Raw genomic sequence first — 23471 nt, 5'->3', positions numbered from 1 at the left:
CACCGTCACTTGACGAGATTGCGTTCGAGGTTTTCCGGCCAGACGGCCTGCGGATCAAGCCGGACATAGGCCATACCGGGCAGCCCGGTTTTGACATACTTTATATACTTCTGCAGCAGCTCCTGCGGGATTTGTGCCCTCACCCGGAATGTCAGCTTCTGGCGTTCTTCTTCGGTCTCCACCGTTTTCGGCGTGAATTGCGCGACATCGGCGACGAAGGAAACCTTGGCGGGGATGGTATATTGCGGGGCGGCATCCAATATCAGGCGCACATCCGATCCCATGGACGTACGGCCAGCCTCAGCCGTCGGCAGGAAAAACGTCATATAGACATCGGCGAGATCGACGAGGCTCATAACCCTTCCACCGGCGGATAGCACTTCTCCGGGCTGGGCGATGCGATATTGCACGCGACCGTCGCGGGGCGATTTCAGCGTCGCATCGGCTATGTCAGTCTCGATGCTCTCGATGTCAGCCTGTGCGGCGTCCACCGCCGCTTCGGCGTCAACTATCTGCGCCTTGGCGGCATTGATCGCGGCGTCGGAAGCCGCAAGCGAGGCCTGCGCCGAGGCGAGCGCGGCGCGGGCGGACTGTTCGGCGGCCTCGCTGTCATCGACGATCTGCTGCGAGACGGCATTGCCGGTCAGCAGCTGCTTCGAGCGCGCATAGGTCTTGGAGGCGGAATCGAGCTGGGCCTTGCGCTGTTCCACCACCGCCAGCGCCGAGGTCTTTTCGGCTTCCCGCTGGGTGACAAGGCTGTGGGCCGTATCGATTGCTATTTTCGCACGGCGAAACTGTGCTTCCGCCTGACGCTTCCTCGCCTCCAGTTGCGCCGTATCCATCTGGGCGAGCACCTGCCCGGCCTTCACGAAATCGCCTTCACGCACCATGATGTCGTGAAGGCGACCGGCGGTTTTGGTGGCAATGTCGATCTCGACGGCCTCAATCCGGCCGTTGCTGGCCACGAAACCGGCGGGAAGTGCCCCACCCTTTAGCTTTGACCAGGAGAAGTAGGCAACACCGGCAATAACCAGAATCACCAGACCAACGAGCAAGCCTTTTTTAGACATCCGTCTTCCCCATGAACCCTTCGAATTTCAACCCTAATACGATGAAACCGAAGAAGCCAGCCACCTTTGCGTTTAGTATTCGCACCCGACATTTCTCCTGTTTGAGGAAGTGGGCCGGTTTGAGTGCTGTTTACGTGAGGGTTCGCTCTGCGGCTTTGACACAAGTCAAGTGCGCGGGAGGTTTAGGGCAAAAGCTGGAAGCAACATGGAGACTCACCGCCGAAATTGATGGGCGGCATGACAATCACCATCCGTCATGCTCGGGCCTGTCCCGAGCATCTGCTCCCTGTCAATTTTCGCTACGTGGTTGGTTCCTCGGGACAAACCCGAGGATAACGTCGAATATGGAGAGAGGCGTGTCGGGGAACTCGACCACAGACGAAAACCCTACGCCTCGCATTTTTCGCAGCAACCCCGCCTTACACCGCCCGCGCCCGTCTTACCTCCGCCTGCGTCCATTCCGGCAACCAGTCGCGATGGGCGAGAAGCAGATCGTCCACCATCGACCAGATTTGGTCGAGGTCGAGTTCGGCCGCCGTGTGGGGATCCATCATCGCGGCGTGGTAGATGTGCTCGCGGTTTTTGCTCATCAGCGCCCGTACCGTCAGCTCCTGCACATTGATGTTGGTGCGCATCAGGGCGGTGAGCTGCGGCGGCAATTCCCCGATGAAAGTGGGCTGCACGCCGTTATTGTCGACAAGGCACGGCACTTCCGCCGCGCAGTCTGATGGCAGCGAGGTGATGCAGCCATTGTTGCGCTGGTTGCCGTAAATAACCGAGGGTTCGCCCGTCCATACCGAGTTGATGATAGACGAGGCATATTCCTTCGACTGTTTGACCTCGATTTTCTCGGCCGAACGATAGGCCGCCGCTTGGCCCTTCCAGCGCTCGATCTGCTCGATGCAACGCTTGGGATATTCGTCGAGCGGGATGCCAAATTTCTCGATCAGGTCCTCGCGGCCTTCCTTGATGAAATAGGGCGTATATTCGGCAAAATGCTCCGAGCTTTCAGTGACGAAATAGCCGAGCCGCGTCAGCATCTCGTAACGCACCTTGTTGGGGCAGCGCGGGTTCCAGCCGGGTTTTGGGGCACGGCCCTCGCGATAGCCACGCAAGAGGTCGGGATAGAGGTTCTTGTAGCTGCCATCTGCCTGGCGGTGCTCGAACTGCAGGAAAAACGCCATATGGTTGATGCCGGCCGAACGATAACGGATTTCCTCATAGGGAATATCGAGATCATGCGCGAGTTCCATCGCCGTGCCCTGAACCGAATGGCAAAGGCCGACCTGCCGGATCGTCGGGTATTTCTCCGCGATCGCCCAGGTGTTGATCGCCATAGGATTCACATATTGCAGCATGATCGCGTTTGGGCAGACCGCCAGTATGTCCTCGCAGATCTTCCACAGATGCGGAACGGTGCGAAGACCGCGCATGATACCGCCGACACCGAGCGTGTCGGCAATAGTCTGGCGCAGGCCATATTTCCGCGGCACCTCGAAATCGGTGACCGTGCAGGGCTCGTATCCGCCGATCTGGAAAGCGACGACGACGAAATCCGCACCGGTGAGTGCTTTTTTCTGGTCGGTATAGGTCTCGGCTTTTGCCTTTGCCCCCAATGTCGAAATCAACTTGTTGACGACGATGGCGCTTTCTTCCAGCCTTTCGCGGTTGATATCCATCAGGGCGATGGTTGCACCCGAAAGCGCCGGACGTTGCAGCACATCGCCAATGATGTTCTTCATGAACACCGTTGAGCCTGCGCCGATGAATGCAATCCTGGGATCTCTTGCCATGTTTACCTCCGGCATTGAAATTCAAGCGATCTCGAAGGCGGCCCGTACAAGCCGCTGAGTATATTCGGTTTTCGGATTTGTCAGCACTTCCTCGACAGGCCCTTGCTCAACGATCTGCCCGCGCTGCATGACGATGACGCGGTGGCAGAGCGCACGCACCACCCTTCAGGTCATGCGAGATGAAAAGGTAGCTGAGCCCCCTTTCGTCCTGCAGCTTGCGCAGCAGATCGATGATCTGCGCCTGCACGGAAAGATCGAGCGCTGAAGTCGGCTCGTCGAGCAGGATGAATTCCGGCTCCAGCGCCACCGCACGGGCAATGGCGATGCGCTGGCGCTGGCCGCCGGAGAATTCATGCGGGAAACGTGAGAGGATATTGCCGGGCATGCCCGCCGCCTCCAGCGCATCGCGCACCCGGTCCAACCTTTCGGCCTTGGTTCGCCCAAGGCCATTGATGATGAGGCCTTCCTCGATGATCTGGCCGATCGTCATACGTGGATTGAGCGAGGCGAAAGGGTCTTGAAACACGATCTGCATACGAGACCGCAACGGTCGCATTTCAGCGCGGGAGCGGCCATCCACCCTCTCCCCGTCAAAGACCACCTCGCCTGCGACAGGTTCGTTCAGTCGCAGCAGGGATTGGCCGAAGGTCGTCTTGCCGGAACCGGATTCACCGACAAGCCCCAGCGTCTCATGCCGTCTTAGGGTCAAGCCGAGACTGTCGACAGCAATCAGTTCCTTCAATTCCGGTTTGAACAACCCGCCGTAGCGCATCATGAAAGAGACCCGCACGCCGCTTGCCGTCAGCAACACGCCGGAATTTTCTGACAGCGGCTTTGCCGTTCCATGCGGTTCGGAGCCGAGCAGTCGTTCGGTATAGGGGTGCTGCGGCGCTTCGAAGAGCTTTTCCGTGGTGTTGTGCTCGCGCATCTCGCCGTGCTGCATGACGTAGACGTAATCGGAAAACTGCTTCACGATCGTCAAGTCATGGGTGATGAGCACCACGGCCATGCCGCGCTTCTTCTGCAGGTCGCGGATGAGGTTAAGGATCTGCGCCTGCACCGTCACATCCAGCGCAGTGGTGGGTTCGTCGGCAATCAGCACGTCGGGATCGTTGGAAAGCGCCATGGCGATCATGACACGTTGGCGCTGGCCGCCGGAAAGCTGGTGCGGGTATTGTTTGAGCCGCGCTTCCGGTTCCGGTATCTGCACCTGCCGCAGAAGATCGAGCGCCCTCGCCTCGGCCTCTTTCCGGCTCAGTTTTGAATGAACGCGGATCGCTTCGACGATCTGGCTGCCGATCGTATAGATCGGGTTCAGCGAACTCATCGGCTCCTGAAAGATCATCGAGATGCGGTTTCCGCGCAGCGCCCGCCGCTGGCGGCTCGAGAACTTCAAAATGTCGTCGCCGTTGAATCGCACGGTGGCGGATTTCGAAACAGACGCCCGCTTCGTTAGAAGGCCCATGATCGTGCGGGCCGTGACGGATTTTCCCGAACCGGATTCGCCGACGATGGCAATCGTCTCGCCGCGATAAAGCTGGAAGGAAATGTCCTTCACGGCCTCCACCATTCCGTGTTCCACCTTGAAGGTCACGGCAATGTTGCGGGCATCGATGATGGCTTTATCCTGACGATCATCGGCGTCGAAGCGGATGGCGGGGGCGAAGGTGTCGTTCAGGGCAGCTACCATGTCACGCTCCTCTCAATAGGGATCGACGGCATCGCGCAGGCCGTCGCCCAGCGCGTTGAAGGCAAACACGGTGACCAGCACGAAACCGACCGGCGCAAGAATCCAGGGATAGGAACCGATGACCGAATAGGTCGCGGTGTCCTGCAGCATCAGCCCCCAGGAGATCAGCGGCGGCTTCACCGCAAAGCCGAGGAAACCGAGGAAGGATTCGAGCAGCACGACGCTTGGAATATGCAAGGTGACGGCCACGATCACATGGCTCATCACATTTGGCAGGATGTGGTGGAAGATGATGCGCCGGTCGGTGGCGCCGACAGCGATCGCCGCCCGGACATAATCGATCCGCGCCAGTGCCAGCGTCTTGCCGCGCACCTCGCGCGACATCTGTGCCCAGCCGAGCGCCGACATGACGCCGACCACAAAAACAAGAAACACAGTGGTTGGTGCGGTGACGGGAATAAGAGAAGTCAGCGCGAGGTAGAGCGGCAATTGCGGGAAGGCGAGCACCACCTCCACGAAACGCTGCACCCAGGCATCCAGCGGCCCGCCGAAATAGCCTGATATCAGACCGACGCTGGTGCCGATGACGGTAACGATGGCGACGACGCTCAAGGCAATGGCAAGCGAGATACGCGAGCCATAAATAGCGCGCGACAGCACGTCGCGTCCGAATTTATCGGTGCCAAGAAAATGCACCGGCTGGATGTCGGTAGAGCCAAAGAAATGCCGGCTCATCGGAATGAGACCCAGAAGTTTGTATTCCGCACCCTTCACGAAGAAGCCGAGATAGACGGGATTGTCATAGTCCGGGCCGACAATAGGCTGGAAGGTGACCGGATCGAGCTCTTCCGACTCTGCAATGGCATAGACGCGCGGCGCAAGGCTGAAACTGCCGTCCTTGTCGGTGAACCGGATCACCTGTGGCGGGGAAAAGCTGCCATGCGTTTCAAGCGGGTTCATCGGCGCGAAGAAATCCGCAAAGATGGCGATCAGGATCAACAGCGCCACCAGCACCAGCCCGACCATGCCGGTAAACGAGCGCCGGAGACGCCGCCAGACCAGTGCGAGATAGGTCTCGTTGCCATGGGTGGAGCGGTCGGGTTTCGCCGTGGCGGCAGTTTCGGTTTTTATCTCGTCAAACGCCATCATCTCAGGCCCTCCCGAATTCGCGAACGCGCGGGTCAAGCATGGCGAGCAGCATATCGGCGATGATGTTGCCGACGATGAGCGTGGCAGCCAGCACCATCATGAAGGTCGCGGTGACATAGACGTCACCCACCGCCATGGAGCCGACGATGGCCGGGCCGACGGTCGGCAACGCGAAGATGATGGCGGTCTCGATCTCGCCACTCAGCATGTAGGGCAGCACCACGCCCTGATACATGACGAGCGGGTGCACGGCATTTGGCACTGCATGGCGCATAATGACGGCGCCCTCCGAAAGGCCCTTGGCTCGGGCCGTTTCGACATATTGCGCATTCAGCGTATCGAGAAGATTGCCGCGCATCACCCGCATGTTGTAGGCCAGCCCCCCGAAGACGGCGATGGCGACAACCGGCCAGACATGGCTGACCAGATCGACGAATTTGCCCCACGACCAGGGCGCACCGCCGTATTGCGGCGAGAAGAAGCTGCCGATCTCCGACACATCGAAATGAAACACCATGAGATAGACGAGGATCAGCGCCATCAGGAAGCGCGGGATCGTCATGCCGAGGAAGGCGATGGTGGAGAGCAGGTTGTCGACCCAGGAATATTGCCGTGTGGCGGCCCAGATGCCAAAGGCGATGCCAAGTACCGATGCGAAGATGTGGCAGACCAGCGCCAGCGCGATCGTGCGCGGCAGGCGTTCGCCAACCACATCGGCGACCGGCTTGTTGTAATAAAAGCTGTAGCCGAAATCACCGCGGGTGATGATACCGCCGATCCAGTTGAAATATTGAATGACAAGCGGCTTATCGAGCCCGTGTTCGATGCGGTATGCCTGCGCCTGCGCTTCCGCCTGCTCGAAGGACGCCCCGCCCTGGTTCATCAGCTGCGAGCGGATGTAGTCGGCATAGTCGCCGGGCGGCGCCTGAATGATGGCGAAGGTCACCACGCTCAGGATCAACAGCACCGGAATGGCGGACGCCACGCGTATCGTCAGAAATCTCAGCATCGAACGGTCTTCCTCGGTTTGGATTGGCCGTGTGTTGCCGGCCGCGCTTCACGCGCGACCGGTACCGGGTGTGCTCCGGGAGGAGTTCTTCAGGGTCTTGGCATTTTCAGACGAAAGCAGTGTTCGCATTTCCTGGAAATGCTTTAGTTGATCGGCCCGCCCTCGCCCGGCTTGCCGGGAAGCTGCTCAGGGAAGAGTTCATATTTGCCCTGCTTGTCGGCCGCGACCCACAGGCGTTCGCGGATGATGGAATCTTCAGCCCAGTTGAACATGAAGATCGGCGTACCCTGCGGCACATTGGAGAACCGCTTGTTGACGATGAGGGCACCAGGATATTCGGTGAGGCCAATCGTGTAGAGGTTCTGCGTATAGACCTTCTGGTACTGCTTCATCAGCTCGGCCCGCTCGGCATTGTCCTGCGAAGAGATGAACTTGCGCACAATGTCGGCGATGTCCTTCTCGAATGGCATCAGGTCCAGTTCCTTGCCCTCAGGCGAGCGGTGGTTCCAGCTGGTGCGCGGCCCGACAGGCGCCAGTTGCTCGGTATTCTGCACCACGGACGAAAGCTCGGTGGAATTGCGCCGCACCAGCCAGTCAAACTGCCCGCCATAATGGGCCGCATCGCGCTGGTTGGAATCGAGGCTGTTGATGACGACGCGCAGGCCGAGTTTCGCCATCTGGCCAACAAGACCTTCTGCAAGGCTCTTGTCCGTCGCATAACCGTTGTTGACGAGAAGGGTAATCTCGACATTACGGCCGCCAAGCGTTTCCTTGGGGAAATTCAGGAAACCATCGCCGTCGGTGTCTTTCAGGCCAATCGAAGCCAGCGCCGCCTTGGCAGCCTCGAGGTTGAAGGGGTAATAGACCGTCGAAGCGCGATCATAAAAGCTTGTCCCCGACGAAATGCCACCCGGATAGATCGCCGTGAAAGGCCCCTTGACCAGCGAGTCGCCGATCGCCTTGCGATCCAGAGCGGAGGTGACGGCCTGGCGGAAGACCTCGTTACGGTTCAACTCGCGGATGGCCTGTCCGCGCTCATCCGGATTGCCCCAGCCATTGGCGGAAAAATTCATCTGCAGATTATAACCGATGAGCCGCGGCCCAAAGGCAAGGCGGGCTGGCGCATTGGGATCAGCGGCGCGTTTCAGCGAGGCGACGAAATTCTCCGGCTGCTCGAGATTGGAGAAATCGCCCGATCCCGCCACGGCCTGCACGTCGCGGTCCGCCCAGGTGGAGAGCTTGTAATGGACTTCATTGAGATAAGGCAACTGCTGGCCTTTCTCATCCACTTTCCAGTAATAGGGGTTGCGACGCAGAACAATGAGATCATCCGGCCGGTATGACACCGGCACCCATGCGCCCATGACCGGCATGTTCATATACTCAGGCGGGAACGCGTTCTTAAACTGGTTATAGGTGTTCTTCGAGTATTTCGGATGCTGCGGTTTCAGAATATGCGACGGCCCGGGGCAGAAGCTCGGATAGGCCATGGTGTAGAGATATTGCTTCGGGAACGCCGCCTTGAACGTCCATTCGACGGTATAGTCATCGATCTTCTTGAGCGTCGTTCCCTCACCGAAAGCCTCAGGCGATGCGCCACCGCCAAGCGGTGAGACATTGGGATCGATGACGGCGTCTTCCCAATAAAACATCACGTCATCGGCGTTAAAGGGCTCGCCGTCGGACCACTTGGCACCCTTGACGAGATGCATCGTTAACTTGTGGCCATCTTCCGACCATTCCCAGCTGTTCGCCAGATTGGGCAGCGGCTCGGTATCCTTGGCATCCACCTGGAACAGCGGGGCGGTGCGCGTCAGGCATTCGGAAAGGGCGATATCGATGCCGCCCCAGCCCTGACTCTGGCCGGCAATGTAGTTCCAGCCCTCGGGCCTGCCGCCGACGACGTGGCGCATCGTATCGCCGTAAACGCCCATACCGTCTGGCATATTACCGGTCTTGTAGACCAGCGGCTCCTCCGGCAGGCGCTCCTTCAGCGGCGGCAGCTTGCCGGTCTTTTCGAATTTTTCGGTGATCCAGTCGGGTTCACTATAATTTGGAAGCGCCTTGAATTCGAGGATCGAGTCGCGCGCTACATAGTTGATCTTGCCTTCGGCCGGAAATTGCGGCGGCTCGGGCGGCGTCGTGGTCTCGAAGGCATTCGCATTGAGTGCGATCATCGAAACACTTAAGCCCAGTGCCGCGATGATACCGATCCTGCGTTGAAGTAACATCGTTTTTCCTCCCAAATGGCAGCTCTTCGAGCGCCCACCCTCTGTGATCGTTAGACCGGACGGCGAACTCCCTTTCGCCGCCGGCCTGTTTCAATGCTTTTCCTCAGACAGCCTTTTTCAGAGCCGACTTTTCAGCCCGTAGCTCTTCGATGGAACGCACGTTGCGGCGCGCAGCCCCCGCCCAGTCCCGCGTCTTGACGGTTGATTTCGCCAGCCGCTCCTTCGCTGCCGGAACGGCATCGTGATATTGCGGCAACCAGCGCGCCTGAGCGACAACCATCTCGTCCACCATCTGCCAGACCTCCTCCGGCGTGGCGACCGCGCCGACCAGCGGATCATGCAGCACGGCAAGTTTCAAAAGATCGATATCGCCGCTGACTGCCGCATGGACTGACATGCGCTGAACATTGATCGAGGCCATGCAGGTTGCCGCGCAAGCTTCTGGCAGCGTGATGCCCGATACCATGTTGATGCCGAAACGATCGACGAAACCGGGTGACTCGATAATGGCGTCCGCCGGCAGGTTGCTGATGACGCCATTGTTCTTGACGTTGAAATGGCCGCGATAAACGCGCCCCGTCTCCAGCGCTTCGAGGATGTGGCTTGCGTGTTCGTTGGAGCGTTTGGCTGGATCAATCGGCTTGTCTGCCGAGGCGAGAAACTGCGGAAACTCGGTTTCGAACCAGTTGCGTGTTTCGGTGGAGTGGCGAAGATAGCCGCCGGTTTCCCCGTGAATCCAGTCGGACATGTCGATCCAGCGAGCAATCTCTTCTGGCCGCTTCCGATACCAGGGCAGGTATTCGGAGAGATGGCCGTTGCTCTCGGTCGAATAGACGCCGAAACGCTTCAGCACGTCGATGCGCAACTTCTCCTGCTGCGAAAAGACGGGGTGTGCCTCGAAAGCGGCAACCAGTTCTTCCTTGCCGATCTTGCGGCCGTTGAGCCGCAGATCGATGAACCATGTTTGGTGGTTGATGCCGGAGCAGATGTAATCAAGTTCCGCAGGGGATTTCGCACCGAGGATTTCGGCGATCTGTTCCGCGCCGTGCTGAACGCCATGGCAGAGACCGACCGTATCCACCTTGCCATATTCGATGGCTGCCCACGTGTTCATGGCCATGGGGTTCGCGTAGTTCAGGAATTTCGCGCCGGGTGCTGCGACCTCGCGGATATCCTTGCAGAAATCCAGAATGACGGGAATGTTGCGCTGACCGTAGAGAATGCCGCCGGCGCAGATCGTATCGCCCACGCACTGGTCGATGCCGTATTTCAGCGGAATGCGGATGTCATCGGCATAGGCTTCGAGCCCGCCGACACGCACGCAGCTGATAATGTATTTCGCGCCCTCCAGCGCCCGGCGGCGGTCCGTATGGGCGGTCACCTTGACGGGGAAACCATTGGCCTCAACGATCTTGTCGAGGATCGCCCTGATCATATCGAGATTGTGCTGGCTGATATCCGTGAGCGCGACTTCAATATCGCGAAACTCGGGCACACACAGGAGATCAGTGAACAGTTTTTTCGTGAAACCGACGCTGCCTGCGCCAATAATAGCGATTTTGAAACTCATAACGCCACCTCTGTTGCAAATCGAACGGGTGAAACGGGCCGACGGACACTAAAACGGCGCTATAAGAAAATACCCGCGAGAATCCCGGAAAACCGGCTTTCTCGCCATTTTTTCAGCACCAATATCCTGCTGGCTGTCTCCTCGGATCGGGATTATGCTTATAAAGACATGTAGAACCAGAGAAGGATTATGCTTTTATGGGTAATTTTGTGCTGCACGATCTGATCGATCAGGGACCCTGCATGCGCACTGTCTCCCTGCCCCGTGGACGCCAGACACTGCACACCATGCCGACCAGCAGCGGATATGAATTGCGCCGTAGCGGCAATTATGACTGGGATGGTCGCAAGCGCGGCCAGACGCCGTTTACCGTCCTGCAATACTGCATCAGCGGCCAGGGAAATCTGAGGTACGAGAACCGGCATTACGTCATCAGACCCGGGGAAACCCTGCTGTTGCTCATCCCTCACAATCACCGTTACTGGCTGGAAGAGGGCAAGGAATGGGAGTTCTTCTGGATATCCATGAATGGCGAAGAGGCGCTTCGCATCCACCGCAATATTCTTTCTGTCACCGGTCCGGTCCTCAAGCTACAGCCGGAAACGATCGACCACCTTGCAGAATGCTGTTCACGCCTCGTCAACGGTGCGGAAACACCTGGCGCGGCTTCTGCCGTTGCCTATGAAGCGGCGATGACGCTTTATGACGACGTTTTCGGGTCGCACCCCTCCTTCGGCGGTGAATATCGCACCATGCAGCAGGTGCTGAGCTACATCGACAGCCACCTCGGCGAACGCCTTTCCGTCAGCGATCTCGCAGCTGTGGCGGGGCTCAGTCGCGCACATTTCTCCCGCATCTTCACGGCGAGCGAGGGCCTGCCGCCTGCGGAATTCGTTCTTCAGCGACGTCTTCGCCGCGCTGCCAAGCTTTTAACGACAGCAGCCCACATCCCCATCAAGGAAGTTTCGGTCCTTTGCGGTTTCGAGGACCCCAATTATTTCTCCAAGGTTTTCAGACGACTGTACGGCACCAACCCGAGCGAATTCCGCACCACCGGGATGTATGCAAGCGTTCGTCAAGGTTGACGGCAATTCCGACTTGGTTTTGACATGTTTCGAGCGACTAAGGATTGTTGTAGCGCCGTTGATGGAGACCGACCGAGGTGAACAGCAAAATCCGGAGGATTCTGGTCTTCCCCATCCGGGCGATCATCGTTCTCGCGCTGATCCTTGACGGAATTTTCCGTCCGCTCTATCGCCCGGTCATCAGGGTGATATCCCGTATTACAATCATCCAGAAGGTGGAGACCCGGATTGCTAGACTACCGCGTCTTGCCATTCTTCTCTGTCTTGCCGTCCCTTTTGCGATCGCCGAACCGATGAAGATCGTCGGCCTCGTCCTCATCGCCCATGGCGCTCTTAAGTCCGGCGTCGTTATGACGGTACTTGCACATCTCTCGACTTTCCTCATTGTCGAGCGCATCTACCATGCCGGAAAGGAAAAGCTGCTGACCTACGGCTGGCTCGCCTGGATCATGCGCTATGTGCGCTTCGCACGCGCCTTTTACGATCGCGCCAAGGCCTCCTCCCTCAGTTGGATACGGCTCCGCCTCCTGGCGCAGCAGCGGTAACAATCACCGTTTGCGCCGCAACCTCTTCAGAAGATATTCCGCAAGGGTAGTGGATTGGAGCGAAACGAGGATGATGACAATGCCAAGTACAACGCGAGTTTCTGGCACCTCGTCGAAGAGAAAATATCCGACCGCAGTCACAAACAGGATCGACAGATAGCTGACCGGCGCAAGGACGCTTGCATCCGCGATGCGATAGGCCCGCAGGAAGCAATATTGTCCCATCTGCGCCAGCAATCCAATGCCGAGCAACGGAACCCAGTCAAATGACGCAACCGGCCTCCATGTCCAGATTGCCGGAATGGCGGTGATGACGGCGAGGCCCACCGTATAGAACACCATCATGACCGTGGTGTTTTCCCGCCGCAGCGCCCGTGTCTGGATCACCGCAAGGGCGCCGAACACCACCGATATCAGAACAACAATCACGCCCACGCCAAATTCCGCACCGCCCGGCCCAATGACGACGAGCACACCGACAAATGCAAGACAGGCTCCCGCCCAGCGAAAGCGGCCCACACTTTCTCCAAGAAAGGCAACGGCCATCGCCATAGTCACCAATGGCCGGGAAAAGCCAACGGCATTGACTGTCGCAAGCGGCAAGAGGGTAATGGCGATGAAATTGCTGGTGAGCGCGATGGCATTGCAGCAGATGCGAAAAAGATTGCGCCAGGGATATTTGACACGCGCTATCTCTCCCCTGTGTCGCCAGATCAGCGGCAGGATGAACAGCAGACCGATCATCGCCCTGATGAAGACGAGCTGGAAGGCGGGATAGGTGACGCCTTGCGCCTTGACGAGCGCGGTCATACCGCCCGCAACAAGGGTCATGTCCAGCAACAGCCAGCCTATGCCCGCGCGGGTGTCCGTTGCGCGAGGGCCTTGCTGTTCTTCGCTTTGATGGTCGCCATTCACGCCGGTTGCACAAGATTGGCCATGAGGCGGAAAGCGCCAGGCACAAGCTTGTCCATCTGGTGGTGCAGCACGAGGCTGGTATGGGTATGCCTACCCTTGCCGATGACGCCCGAAACCAGCGCACCCTTCAGCGGCTGCTCATCGACATCGTGCATGGCAAGCAATGGCTCGTAGACATCATCCCAGCGCGAGGCGAAATAAAGCCCGCGTTCCTTGTCCCAGCCCCCCCAGTCGACGGCATCAATCCTGTTCGGCCCAGTAAGCAGCGGATGGTCGGGCAAGAGCACCGTTACCTCCGCCTGTGGATCGGTCACACGCCAGCGCAGGGAAGGCTTGCCTATCTCAAGACGCCGGACTGGTGTCGTTTCCGTATTCCACCCGTCAGTCGGCCGGTGATAGAGCGTGACCAGATGACCGCCGTTTTCCACGAAGCGGTGAAGTTTCTCCGTCTCGGCAGCGAGATCTCTGCGGATGCCGAAGGCGAAGATGCCAATAACGATCGTCGTAAAGGACGACAGGTCCCCGCCAAGCGCCTGAGCGTCGAGGTCGGTGACATCGAGGCCCATTCGCGACAGCCAAAGACCGACCCTGTCAGCACCACCACCGACATACCCGATCCGCGCCTTCTCGGGCAGCTTGAGGTCCAGCGAGAGGATTTTCAGAACGGACGGCGCCAAAAACCTTGCCCGACCGATGTGCGGATAAGCGATCGGCGTTATCTGAAAAGCGGGTTGCGCACCGACAAGCGCCTCGATCTGGGCAAGGCCCACCCGGGCCTCGCCGTTACGTTCGGCAATCCAGTCGCCGCCGTTCTTGCGCAGGTTCCAGCCGCCCGTATTCCTGAACGACAGCGACGCATCGGCTCCCTTTATATGCGCCTGAAAGACATGCGCCTCCTGCTCCTGCCCCTGTCCGAGCGGAACGAGAAGAGCGTCCGGCGCAATCGTCAGCGACTGCGCCGGCGTCACGAAAAACGGTTCCTCAAGGTCGAAGGCGGCCGAAACCGTTCTGCCTTCAACCGTTGCGGAAAGCCGCACCGAGGCATGGCCATTGCCGCCCATGGCTTTCCAGTCAGGCTGATACAGCCCGGAAACAGCTGCATCCTGATCCGCGACAAGCTTAAAGACCCGCGTCTCGCCAAGCGACTGGATGGATGACGATACACCTGATGGCAGGACCGGAGTGACCTCGACATCAATGTGATTTGCCTTGTCTGAAAGCTCCACGGAAAGAACTGACGTTCCGCCTGGAACGATCTCCGCCGGCTCGGCGTAGGCCCGCTCGAAAACATCAAGCGCCGTCAGGACGGCGGCATCGATCTGCTCCCGCTTGCGCCTGATCCGATGTCCGTGCAGTTCCCTGAAATCCGCAGTGGCGGATTCGTCCACCGTCTGCAAAAGCGCTGCCGCGGCAAGAAGTGACGCCGTGATCCGCTGCCTGTCGGGAAAGGCCGATATCGCTTCGCTTATCGCCTGCTCCGCCTTGACCAGCGCCCTTGCCAAGTCGGCATCCAGGCCCGGGAACACCGCAAGGTCTGACAACGAAGACGGCAGCCCGTCGAGGATTGAGCGTTCTTCGCCCCCTGCATCACTGCCGAGTTCGAGATGCAGCGGCCAGACCTCCTGCGCCAGCTTAGGCCAATGTCCCATTCCCTGGGAAGCGTGATAATAACGCGACCATTCGCCGATCCGGTCGTATTGCGCGCCAGTCGCCTGCTCCCTGCCGCGAGCATTTACCGTTACGGTTGTCTTCGGCGGCGGCACTTCGTCATCATAGGTGTCACCACCGCCCGACCATGCGGGAAGGTAATATTTCGCCACCTGCCACGGCTTCAGCCCCTCTGCAAGATGTTCAGGATAGGCCGCAGGGTCCGCCGCCAGCGCGATGGCGCTCTTTGCCGCACGCGTCATGGCGCGGTGGTGCCCATGTTGTCCCGGCACATCGAGAAAGGTCGGGATGACGATATCCGGCCGCTCCTTGCGATAGGCGCGCACCAGCCGCTCAACGATGCGCTCCTGCCCCCAGCGGCCAAAGGTCTGGTCGCCATCCTTGGAGAACCCGAAGTCATGAATGAGATCCGCCGGCCCATGGCCGAGCCAGCTGATATCCGCGTCGATGACGCGGGCCGCCTCCTCCAGCTCCCGCGAGCGGATGACGCCGAGCGCGCCAAGCCTTTCCGGCCCCAGCGCATTCTGACCGCCCTCGCCACGGGTCGAGCAGGCGATGATGGTACGCATGCCAAGCTCCATTCGGAAATAGGCAAGCAACCCGTTCTGCTCGTCGTCCGGATGCGCGCCGGTATGCATGACGGTCACGATAGACTTCAGCGCGCTCAGCCTGCGATGCAGGCGTATGAGCCACGGATCGGCCATTTGCCGTTCGATGCGCTCCCGGGGCGTAAGCATGGGCGGTCTCCTCCAATATTCAGCCGGGTGCCTGCGCTGCGGCTCCCATGGATGTCTCAAGTTTTGGCGTGACGATATCGAAAAGCGGCAAGGCGGCAGCGCCGAGGGCAGCAGTCAACTGCCCGGACTTGCCATGGATGACACGCGGAAGTTCCCGCTGCCTGCGACTTGCGACCGAGGTCGGCAAAGGCCCCATCCGCGCAATGATTTCACTGATGATGAGCTCAGGCAGAGCGCCGCCGAGAATGACTGTCTGCGGATCGAGAATATTCTCGAGCATCGCCACCATGGGCGCCAGATGCGCCGCAGCTTCGTCGATCCATTCCCTCACTACGGGATGACCTGCCTCGAACAGGGCCTCCAGATCATCAAGTTCCGTATCTGCAACACCGGCGCATACAAGCTTTTCCTTCAGTACGTAGACTGAGGCATAAGCCTCCAGGCATCCTCTTTGCCCACAGGAAGGACAAGGCCTTCCCCTCGGCGAAACAGTCACATGGCCGATTTCGCCGGCATTCCCGAATGCACCGCGATAGGGCGCACCATCCTGGATGATGCCGAGGCCGATACCGACGCCGAAATAGATCATGCAGAAATTCGGGATCGCCAGACCAGCACCAAACAGCCGTTCCCCGACTGCTGCGGCCGTGGCATCGTTTTCAACCACGACCGGCTGGCCGCAGGCTTCGCCCAGCATCTGCCGGGCATCAATGCCGCCCCAGCCGGAAAGCGTCGTCGGTCCCACCGAAGTCATGCCATCGATCTCGAAGGGGCCGGGCATGACGACCCCGGTGCCGAGCAGCCTGCAGCCTAGATTTTTGGCAACGGCGTCATGCTCGGCGGCAAAGGTATTGAATATAGCATCCGGCGTCGTGTCCAAGAGCGGCGTGATGCGCTGCGTGCGAAGAACACCGGCGAGATCAAGACCGACGGTGACCATGTGGTCTGCGGCGATCTCGACGCCGATCGTTGCCCCGCCGTCAGGATTGACCGCGAACTGGATCGGCGGCTGCCCCCGCCCGGTGCGACGACGGCCCAGTTCCTTCAGCAATTCCTCGCCAACCAGCTCATCGACAATATTGGCAACCGCCTGCGGGGTGAGATGGGTAATCTTGGCAATCTGGGCGCGACCGAGTGAGCCGTGCCGCCGCACGAGGTCGAGAACGACTCGCCTGTTGTGCTCCCGGCTCCGCTCGGGATTTTTTCCGATTGCTACGGGATAATCGTCCACCGTGTGCACCGTCATCTCTTCAACTTCCCGTCTGTTAGAAAATTCATAGCGTCCAATTGGGGATAAGCGCAATATAATAATTCAAGTAAATTATCTTATTGACAAAAGCGCGCCTTCGGAGAACCGTAGAGGCCGACCGGGGTCAGTCTTGTCTGGGCGGAAGAGGAAACTTCGCTGCCGGCAAATCGATGAGCGCGCGCGAAAGCGCGGATAATGGGAACGATCGCTCCGCATCCGGAAGACCGGGCGGAGGAAAAGGAGGCTTACATGCGCAGGGCAACTCTGTTCGCCGGCTTGGTTGCCGGTTTCAGCACATTTGCATTCAACGCCGCGCAGGCGGTTGAAATCGAATATTGGCAATATGTCTTCGACACCCGCGTGAAGGCCATGGATGAGCTGATCGCACAATTCCAGAAGGCCAATCCCGACATCACCGTCAAGCAGGTAACCTTCCCTTATGCCGACTACCAGACACGCGTGATTGCCGCCAATATGTCGGGCAAAGGCCCAGACGTGATGCAGCTGTTCTACGGCTGGCTCGACAAGTTCGCGGCCGGCGGCATTTTGCAGCCACTGCCGACCGATACCTTCCCGCATGACAAGATCGAAAGCGAATTCTTCCCGATCGTCAGCGCCATGAAACGCGGCGACGACTATTATGGTCTGCCGACAGCGGTTCGTTCGCTGGCGCTGTTCTACAACAAGAAGCTATTTACCGAAGCAGGACTCGATCCCGCCAATCCACCGAAGACGCTCGATGAATTCGTCGCCGCCGCGCAAAAGATCGCCAAGCACGATGCCGCCGGCAATCTCACCGTCGCCGGTTCCACGCTCGATATGGGCGGTCAGGATCACCAGTGGTGGCGTGAAGTGCTCATTCGCCAATATGGCGGCGAGCCCTATACCGACAACGACCAGAAGGTAGCTTATAACAGCGAGCCGGGCATCCAGGCGCTGAAATTCTACACCAGCCTGCAGCTTGAAAAGAAGATCGGCCAGGCGGGTTTCATGGATGAAGGCCAGGCCGCCTTCCGCGCCGGCAAGGCCGGCATGACCATCGACGGCACGTTCCGGCTGGGCTCATTCCGCACCATCAAGGATTTCGAATGGGGCGTGACCGAGCTTCCCACCAATGACAAGAATATCCGCTCCAACTATGCGAGCTACTTCGCCAATGGCATCAGCGCCAAGACCACGGGTGAAGAGCTGGAGGCCTCCAAGAAGTTCCTCGCCTATATCTCTTCCCCGGAAGCCATGGCGATCTGGCTGAAGACGGTGGGTGAACTGCCGGCACGCCGCTCTGCGGCCCTGACCGAAGAAAACCTGAAGGACCCTATCTACGCGCCGTTCCTGAAGGGGCTGGAATACGCCCATACGACGCTGTTCATGGATGAAGCCGCCCAGCGGCAGAATGCCATCGACATGACCAACCGTGTGCTTCTCGAAGGCCAGTCGGTTGAAGATTCCATCAAGCAGGCCGCCGAGGCCGAGCAGGAAATCATCGACGCGGCGAAACCCTGAAAACCGCAGGTCCAACAATGACAGCGATCGATCAACAGGGGGCGGCATCCGGCCGCCCCGGCGGCTCCTTCGGAGATCGCCTTTCCATGCGCACCAAGCGGCTTTTGTGGATCTGGAGTTTTCTGGCGATCCCGATCCTGTTTTATAGCGTCATCCGGTTTTACCCGACACTGCAGGCCTTCTACCTGTCCTTCACCAACTGGGACCTGCTGCGGCCGGCTAAGTTCATCGGCACAGCCAATTACGTCAAGCTCTTCAAGGACCCGCAATTCTGGAAGGTTTTCAAGAACACCTTCACCTATCTCATCGTCGGCACGCCGATAAGCCTCGTGCTCGCCTTCGTCATCGCCTTTTATCTTGATCGGGTGCGCATTCTGCACAGCTTCATCCGAGCGCTCTATTTCCTGCCCTACCTGACAACCGCAGCGGCGATGGCCTGGGTGTGGCGCTGGTTCTATCAGCCGCCGCCCATCGGCATCATCAATGACGTGCTCGGCATGATCGGCATTCCCCAGCAACCGTTTATCCGCTCCACCGATCAGGCGCTTTATTCGGTCATGGTAACCGCCATCTGGGCGGGGCTCGGTTTCCAGATCATCATCTTCATGGCCGGCTTGCGCGCCATTCCCACGACATTCTACGAAGCCGCTCGGATAGACGGGCTGGGTGAATGGGCAATCCTGCGCAAGATCACGCTGCCGCTTCTGAAACCCACCACGGTTTTCCTTGTCGTATTTTCATCGATCGGTTTCCTGCGGATTTTCGACCAGGTCTATAACATGACCACCAATGATCCGGGTGGCCCGCTAGGCTCCACCAAACCGCTGGTGCTGATGATCTACCAGACCGCTTTCAATTCCTATGCGATGGGCTATGCGGCCGCGCAGACTGTGGTCCTCTTCACCATTCTTCTTGTCGTATCGCTGATCCAGCTCTGGGTCCTGAGGGAAAAGAAATGAGCGAAACCTCGCCACTCTCCCACGCCCGCATCCGCCCCGGCCGCATCATCGCCTGGACGTTGCTGTTGATCGGCGGTCTGATCATGGTCTCGCCGCTGCTGTTCATGTTCGCGACCTCGTTCAAGACGGCGGATCAGGTCTATGATCTGCGCCTCATTCCCGCTGCACCGACAATCGCAAACTACATGACCGTCATGGCTGATGGCCGTTTCCTGCGCTGGTTCTTCAACTCGACGCTGGTTGCGGTCCTCGTCACCGTCTCCAACTGCTTTTTCGACAGTCTGGTTGGTTATACCTTGGCGAAGTTCGAGTTTCGCGGTCGTTATTTCATCTTCCTCGCCATCCTGTCCACGCTGATGATCCCGACCGAAATGCTCGTCATTCCCTGGTATCTGATGTCGAGCCAGCTGGGCTGGCTCGACAGCTACTGGGGCATCATGTTCCCTGGCATGATGACGGCCTTCGGCACCTTCCTGATGAAGCAGTTCTTCGAGACGGTTCCGAACGACTTTATCGAGGCCGCACGCGTCGACGGGCTGAACGAATTCCAGATCTGGTGGAAAGTCGCCCTGCCGCTTGTGACACCCGCGCTCTCCGCGCTTGCGATCTTCACCTTCCTCGGCAACTGGACAGCCTTTTTCTGGCCGTTGATCGTCACGACAAGCAAGGAGCTCTACACCCTGCCCGTCGGTCTTTCGAGCTTTGCCGTGGAACAGCAGATCCAGTGGGAAATGATCATGACGGGCGCAGCCATTGCGACCATCCCTACCCTCATCGTCTTCATTGTCCTGCAACGCTACATCGTGCGCGGTGTGATGCTGGCGGGACTGAAAGGATAATATCATGGCCGATATCAACCCACGCCAGTCGGATACCAGCAAGTTTCCCGACCCTGTCTACAAGGAAACCGTGCTGCGCCCGCTTTTCGATGGCGCCAAGAACCACCACGTCGACGGGTTTCGCCGCATAGACCGCGCCCACCTTGTCATGCTGCGCGAGACCGGCATTCTCGATGCCGAAACAGCGGCTAAGATCGCCGGCGCACTTGAGGACATCGACAAAACCATCGAGCCCTCCGAGCTCGTCTATACCGGCGAAGTCGAGGATTTTTTCTTCCTGATCGAGAAAGAGCTGAAAGCCCGCATCGGCGTTGATATCGCCGGTCGCCTGCACACGGCCCGTTCGCGCAACGATATCGATCACACCCTGTTCAAGATCGGCCTGAAGGACAAGATTGACACGCTCACCGCCAAGGCGCGTGTTCTGCTGAAAGCGCTGATCGATGCCGCCGAGCGTAACCAATCCACGCTCATCGTGGCCTATACGCATGGGCAGCCGGCCCAGCCCACCACCTTTGGCCATTACCTTTCTGCCGCCATTGAAGTGTTGATTAGGGATATCGACCGTTTTGCGGAGGCGCGCCGCATCGTTGATCTGTCGCCGATGGGCGCCGCCGCCATCACCACCTCGGGCTTTCCCATCGACCGCGCACGCGTTGCCGAATTGCTGGGCTTTGCTGCACCGTTGCGCAATTCCTATTCCTGCATCGCAGCCGTCGACTATACAACGGCAACCTATGGCGCGATCGAGCTGATGTTCCTGCATCTCGGACGGCTCATTCAGGACTTCCAGTTCTGGACGAGTTTTGAGGTCGGCCAGATCTACGTGCCGAATGCGCTGGTGCAGATTTCCTCGATCATGCCGCAAAAGCGAAACCCGGTGCCGATCGAGCATCTGCGCCACCTCGCCAGCCAGACATTTGGGCGGGCGCGCACGGTGCTGGATGTGATGCACAATACGCCCTTCACCGACATGAATGACAGTGAGGGCGAGACGCAGGGCATGGGTTATGAGGCCTTCGCCTCTGCCGGCCGGGTTCTCGATCTGCTTGCCAGCCTCGTTGGCCAGATCAGCATCGATCCCGAAAGGGTTGACCAGAACATCCGCCGATCCTGCATTACCATTACGGAGCTGGCGGATTCGCTTGTCCGCATAGAAGACCTGTCTTTCCGTCAGGCCCATGAAATTGCCGCGAGTGTTGCCAAGAGCGTCGTCGCGCTGAAGGGCGATCTTCCGAACGACGGTTACCAGCCCTTCCTCAAGGCGTTCCACGAGCTGACAGGGCGGCAAACCGGAATCGACGAGAAAAAATTCAGACAGATCGTCTCGCCCGAGCACTTCGTCGCCGTGCGCAGCCGTTTCGGCGGCCCCGCGCCTGAACCCATGCGGCAAGCGATTGCCAGCTATCGCAACACGCTTGCTGCATTCGAGGCGGAAGCACGGCGATCCGCCGATCACGAAGCGGCAAAGGCCGCGGAACTCGCAGAGAAATTCACCGCGCTGACGGGAGCCCGATGATGGCGACAATCGAACTCAATCAACTCGTGAAGCGCTACGGCAAAGTCGAGGCGGTCAAGGGCATTGACCTTGCCATTGAAGACGGAGAATTCGTTGTTTTTGTCGGCCCTTCCGGCTGCGGCAAATCAACCACCCTTAGAATGATCGCCGGGCTGGAAGAAATCTCTGACGGCGCGCTGAAGATCGGTGGCGACATCGTCAATGAGAAGGAACCGAAACAGCGCAACATCGCGATGGTCTTCCAGAACTATGCGATCTATCCGCACATGACGGTTCGCCAGAACATCGGCTTTGGCCTCTACACCTCGAAGCTTGACCGTGAAGAAAAGAACCGCCGCATTGAGGAGGCCGGCCGGGTGCTCGGACTGGAGGCCCTGCTCGACCGGCGGCCGGCGGCCCTGTCAGGCGGTCAGCGGCAGCGTGTCGCCATCGGCCGCGCCATGGTGCGCGATCCTGCCGCCTTCCTGTTCGATGAGCCGCTGTCTAATCTAGACGCCCAGCTGCGCGCTCAGATGCGTATTGAAATCAAGCGCTTGCATCAGCGTCTTAAGACGACAACCGTTTATGTCACCCACGATCAGGTGGAAGCCATGACCATGGCGGATCGCATCGTGGTGATGAAGGACGGCCACATCCTGCAGGTCGGCACTCCAACGGAGCTTTATGAAACACCCGTCGACATCTTTACCGCACGCTTCATCGGCAGCCCCTCGATGAACCTGCTGCGCGGAACCAGAGCCGGCGACGGCGTCGCGCCGTCCGCAACGGGTGAGCTTCTGATCGGCGTCCGGCCGCATGATCTGCTTGTTGGCGAGTCTGGGTCCGCTCAGGGAACGTTTACCTTGGAAGGAACGGTCACGGCAGTCGAGCCGCTCGGGCCGGAGACGCTTGTTCATCTGGACACCGACAACAGTTCGGTGATCGCCACGGCGAGAAGCAAAACCATTCCGGCCGTCGGCAGCCGGCTGCAATGCCAGGCGGAGCGAGGTTCGCTTTATCTCTTCGACGCCAAGACGGAAAAGCTTCTGGGCCGCGCATGATGTCAACGGAAAAAACTGCCGTCATCAGCGTCGGCCGGATCTATTGTGACCTCATTTTCACCGGTCTTAATGAACTGCCAGTCCTCGGCCGGGAACTGTTTGCCCGGGACATGGAAATTGCAGCCGGCGGCGGAGCCTTCATTGCCGCTGCGCATTTCGCCCATATAGGCCGCCCGGTTGCGCTGCTTGCAAGACTGGGCACCGATACGTTTTCGCGCGATATCGGTGAGAAAATGGCGCAGAGCGGCGTCGATCTGAAGTTTCTGGAACATGCAGCAGATGCCGGACCGCAAGTTACGGTGGCGACTGTGGTTGGTCAGGACCGGGCTTTTTTGACGCGCCGCGCCGGTGCCGCCCGGCCTTCGACGCTGGATGCCGCCTTTGCGTGGGATAACGCCCGGCATCTGCACATCGCCGAATTCGCCACGCTGCATGAGATGCCCGATCTGGTTTCACGCGCCAAGGCAAGCGGATTGTCGGTATCGCTCGATCCAAGCTGGGATGCTTCGCTGATTTACGACAAGGGGCTGCTCAAGGCCTGTGCCGGTGTCGACGTGTTTTTGCCCAATCTCGAAGAGGCGGAAGCAATCACGGGGCATTCTGACCCGGAAAGAGCCATGCACGCCCTGTCAGAGGCCTTTCCCGTCGTGGCGCTGAAAGGCGGCGCGCAAGGCGCGTGGGTATCTTTTCGAAGGGGCTTGCAGCATCTAGCAGCCCAGGAAGTACCCGTGGTCGACACGACCGGCGCCGGCGATGCCTTTAATGCCGGTTTTCTTGATGCCTGGCTTCAAGGCTGGGACGAACAGCAATGCCTCACAGCCGGGGTTGCCGCGGGCAGTCTTGCCGTGCAGGCGGCGGGCGGCGCCCCGAGGGTGTCGACCACCGCTTGACGCACCTTGC

General features: G+C 59.1%; 17 protein-coding genes and 1 pseudogene. 8 read left to right on the top strand and 10 right to left on the bottom strand.

The annotated features are described in order from the left end of the window. Window positions 1-5 precede the first annotated feature (5 nt). From FS804_RS23485 to FS804_RS23455, 7 genes and pseudogenes are all read right to left on the bottom strand, one after another. On the bottom strand, window positions 6-1070 hold the full coding sequence (locus FS804_RS23485) for an HlyD family secretion protein (RefSeq protein WP_144579205.1): 1065 nt from the start codon (window positions 1068-1070) through the stop codon (window positions 6-8). Between the two features lie 419 nt (window positions 1071-1489). Then, complete coding sequence (locus tag FS804_RS23480) at window positions 1490-2863, bottom strand: alpha-glucosidase/alpha-galactosidase (protein WP_144579204.1); 1374 nt, start codon at window positions 2861-2863, stop codon at window positions 1490-1492. A 21-nt stretch (window positions 2864-2884) separates the two neighbouring features. Beyond that, a pseudogene (locus FS804_RS23475) lies at window positions 2885-4553 on the bottom strand (ABC transporter ATP-binding protein). 12 nt (window positions 4554-4565) lie between these two features. Further along, window positions 4566-5702: an ABC transporter permease gene (locus tag FS804_RS23470; RefSeq protein WP_144579203.1), complete on the bottom strand. Its 1137-nt coding sequence runs from the start codon at window positions 5700-5702 to the stop codon at window positions 4566-4568. A gap of 1 nt (window position 5703) precedes the next feature. Next, entirely contained in the window at window positions 5704-6711 is a 1008-nt protein-coding gene (locus tag FS804_RS23465; protein ID WP_010974056.1) for an ABC transporter permease, read from the bottom strand. A gap of 143 nt (window positions 6712-6854) precedes the next feature. Continuing rightward, on the bottom strand, window positions 6855-8942 hold the full coding sequence (locus FS804_RS23460; RefSeq protein ID WP_144579202.1) for an ABC transporter substrate-binding protein: 2088 nt from the start codon (window positions 8940-8942) through the stop codon (window positions 6855-6857). A 103-nt stretch (window positions 8943-9045) separates the two neighbouring features. Further along, complete coding sequence (locus FS804_RS23455; RefSeq protein WP_144579201.1) at window positions 9046-10512, bottom strand: alpha-glucosidase/alpha-galactosidase; 1467 nt, start codon at window positions 10510-10512, stop codon at window positions 9046-9048. A gap of 197 nt (window positions 10513-10709) precedes the next feature. Here FS804_RS23455 and FS804_RS23450 point away from each other — a divergent pair, with 197 nt between their 5' ends. Together FS804_RS23450 and FS804_RS23445 are read left to right on the top strand one after the other, a co-directional pair. Next, window positions 10710-11597, top strand: a complete 888-nt coding sequence (locus tag FS804_RS23450; protein ID WP_144579200.1) for an AraC family transcriptional regulator — start codon at window positions 10710-10712, stop codon at window positions 11595-11597. Between the two features lie 77 nt (window positions 11598-11674). Beyond that, a complete protein-coding gene (locus FS804_RS23445) occupies window positions 11675-12142 on the top strand; it encodes a hypothetical protein (protein ID WP_144579199.1) in 468 nt (155 codons plus the stop codon). Window positions 12143-12145: 3 nt separating this feature from the next. Here FS804_RS23445 and FS804_RS23440 read toward each other — a convergent pair whose 3' ends face one another. Genes FS804_RS23440 through FS804_RS23430 form a run of 3 tightly spaced genes read right to left on the bottom strand, consistent with a single transcriptional unit; the run spans window position 12146 to window position 16708 of the window. Next, entirely contained in the window at window positions 12146-13057 is a 912-nt protein-coding gene (locus FS804_RS23440) for a DMT family transporter (RefSeq protein ID WP_144579198.1), read from the bottom strand. Next, window positions 13054-15462 carry a PIG-L family deacetylase gene (locus FS804_RS23435; protein WP_144579197.1) on the bottom strand — a complete coding sequence of 803 codons (2409 nt, stop codon included), beginning with the start codon at window positions 15460-15462 and terminating at the stop codon, window positions 13054-13056. Before FS804_RS23435 ends, FS804_RS23440 begins: the two co-directional genes overlap by 4 nt. Before the next feature lie 19 nt (window positions 15463-15481). Next, entirely contained in the window at window positions 15482-16708 is a 1227-nt protein-coding gene (locus tag FS804_RS23430; protein WP_144579196.1) for an ROK family transcriptional regulator, read from the bottom strand. Window positions 16709-16960: 252 nt separating this feature from the next. Here FS804_RS23430 and FS804_RS23425 point away from each other — a divergent pair, with 252 nt between their 5' ends. Genes FS804_RS23425 through FS804_RS23400 form a run of 6 tightly spaced genes read left to right on the top strand, consistent with a single transcriptional unit; the run spans window position 16961 to window position 23461 of the window. Then, entirely contained in the window at window positions 16961-18214 is a 1254-nt protein-coding gene (locus FS804_RS23425) for an extracellular solute-binding protein (RefSeq protein WP_144579195.1), read from the top strand. Between the two features lie 17 nt (window positions 18215-18231). Beyond that, complete coding sequence (locus tag FS804_RS23420; RefSeq protein ID WP_144579194.1) at window positions 18232-19173, top strand: carbohydrate ABC transporter permease; 942 nt, start codon at window positions 18232-18234, stop codon at window positions 19171-19173. Beyond that, on the top strand, window positions 19170-20012 hold the full coding sequence (locus FS804_RS23415) for a carbohydrate ABC transporter permease (protein ID WP_144579193.1): 843 nt from the start codon (window positions 19170-19172) through the stop codon (window positions 20010-20012). Before FS804_RS23420 ends, FS804_RS23415 begins: the two co-directional genes overlap by 4 nt. Before the next feature lie 4 nt (window positions 20013-20016). Then, window positions 20017-21531: an argininosuccinate lyase gene (argH, locus tag FS804_RS23410; protein ID WP_144579192.1), complete on the top strand. Its 1515-nt coding sequence runs from the start codon at window positions 20017-20019 to the stop codon at window positions 21529-21531. After that, the gene (locus FS804_RS23405; protein ID WP_144579191.1) at window positions 21531-22571 is read left to right on the top strand and encodes an ABC transporter ATP-binding protein; all 1041 of its coding nucleotides are present in this window, start codon (window positions 21531-21533) and stop codon (window positions 22569-22571) included. The genes argH and FS804_RS23405 overlap by 1 nt, the downstream gene beginning before the upstream one ends. Next, complete coding sequence (locus FS804_RS23400; RefSeq protein ID WP_144579190.1) at window positions 22568-23461, top strand: carbohydrate kinase family protein; 894 nt, start codon at window positions 22568-22570, stop codon at window positions 23459-23461. The genes FS804_RS23405 and FS804_RS23400 overlap by 4 nt, the downstream gene beginning before the upstream one ends. Window positions 23462-23471: the final 10 nt, after the last annotated feature.

This window comes from Agrobacterium sp. DE0009 (assembly GCF_007680755.1).
Classification (GTDB): Bacteria; Pseudomonadota; Alphaproteobacteria; order Rhizobiales; family Rhizobiaceae; genus Agrobacterium; species Agrobacterium tumefaciens_B.
This window is presented reverse-complemented; position numbering and strand designations above follow the sequence as displayed.